Here is a 1,367-nt window from a genome sequence, read left to right as displayed (position 1 = left end):
TGTCTGACACAGAACGAGCACTGGCAGGCGCGAACTTCGATTTGCGAGGGGTCGAGCTCGGTTGAAAATCCAAGGCGAATGTTGCTGCAATGGCATCCGCCAGTATGCACGGTCATCGTATCTGCCTTGTCGTGTCGGCGATGATCGCCTTCAGGCAGAGTACTTTTTCGGGGCAGGTTTGGAATGGGGTTTCGAAGGCGCCGGTGCTGTTTTACCTGGCAAACGTGGCGTGGAACCGGCGCTTTGCCTCGGCTTTTACGGAGCCGATTTTCCGCGCCGCAAATGCTCGTCCAGGCGCGGCATGATCTCGACGAAGTTGCACGGCATGTGTCGGTAGTCGAGCTGCGCCTTCAGGATGCCGTCCCACGCGTCCTTGCAGGCGCCTGGCGAACCCGGCAGCACGAAGACGAAGGTGGCGTTGACGACGCCGCCGGTCGCCCGGCTCTGGATCGTCGAGGTGCCGATCTTGTCGTAGGAGATGCGGTGGAACACCTCCGAAAAGCCGTCCATGCGCTTTTCGAAGATCGGCTCCAGCGCGTCCGGCGTCACGTCACGGCCGGTGAAGCCGGTGCCGCCGGTGGTGATCACGACATCGATATCCTTGTCCCGTGACCACGCCAGAACCGTGTCGCGGATTTTCTCGCGATCGTCGGTGACGATATCGCGGGCAGCCAGGATATGGCCGGCCTCGGTGATGCGGTCGGCCAGCGTCTGGCCGGATTTGTCGTCGGCGAGGCTGCGTGTGTCCGAAACGGTCAGCACCGCTATGCGCACGGGAACGAAGGAACGGCTCTCGTCAATTCTGGCCATCAGCGCCCTCTGATGCGATGCTGCGCGTCGCGGCGACGAACCAGTCGGGCTGGCGGCCGCGGATCTCGGCAGCGGCCCGCTTGGCGACATTGCCGGTCTCGAACAGGCCGAAGCAGGTGGCGCCGGACCCCGACATCCGTGAAAAACCCGATCCAGCCTTGTTCAGCCACGAAAGCGCCCTGCCGATGGCGGGCTGCATCGCCAGCGCTGCGGGCTCGAGATCGTTGCGGGTGATCTCCAGCCAGTTGCGCAGGCTGTGAAAATCGATGCTGCGCGGCAGCGGCGGCAGTGCTGCGTTGTCGCGATGGGCAAGCGCTGCAAACACCTCGGCCGTCGAGACCGGCGTGCCTGGATTGACCAGCACCAATCCAAGCGTCGAAAAATCCGGCACCATCGACAGCTCGTCCCCAATGCCGCGCGCGACCAGAGGCCTGGCCGCCAGGCACATCGGCACATCGGCGCCAAGCGAGAGGCCGATCCGCGCCAGCTCGGCGCCATCGATGTCCAGGGCCCATGTCTCCACCAGTCCGCGCAGCACGGTCGCCGCGTCGCTCGAA

At 64.3% G+C, this 1,367-nt stretch carries 2 protein-coding genes; both read right to left on the bottom strand.

Features of this window, described 5'->3' with window-relative positions; all coding sequences use genetic code 11:
* Positions 1–255: 255 nt before the first annotated feature.
* On the bottom strand, positions 256–810 hold the full coding sequence (moaB, locus tag EN935_RS36095) for a molybdenum cofactor biosynthesis protein B (protein WP_127265661.1): 555 nt from the start codon (positions 808–810) through the stop codon (positions 256–258).
* The coding region (locus EN935_RS36090) for a 4-(cytidine 5'-diphospho)-2-C-methyl-D-erythritol kinase (protein WP_127374232.1) at positions 797–1,367 on the bottom strand (571 nt) is incomplete at its 5' end. The genes EN935_RS36090 and moaB, both read right to left, overlap by 14 nt.

Source organism: Mesorhizobium sp. M7D.F.Ca.US.004.03.1.1 (assembly GCF_003998635.1).
Lineage (GTDB): Bacteria > Pseudomonadota > Alphaproteobacteria > Rhizobiales > Rhizobiaceae > Mesorhizobium > Mesorhizobium loti.
This window is presented reverse-complemented; position numbering and strand designations above follow the sequence as displayed.

Excerpts from the sequence above, each read along its gene's own strand:
- moaB (WP_127265661.1), bottom strand. The coding sequence starts at position 810 with ATGGCCAGAATTGACGAGAGCCGTTCCTTCGTTCCCGTGCGCATAGCG.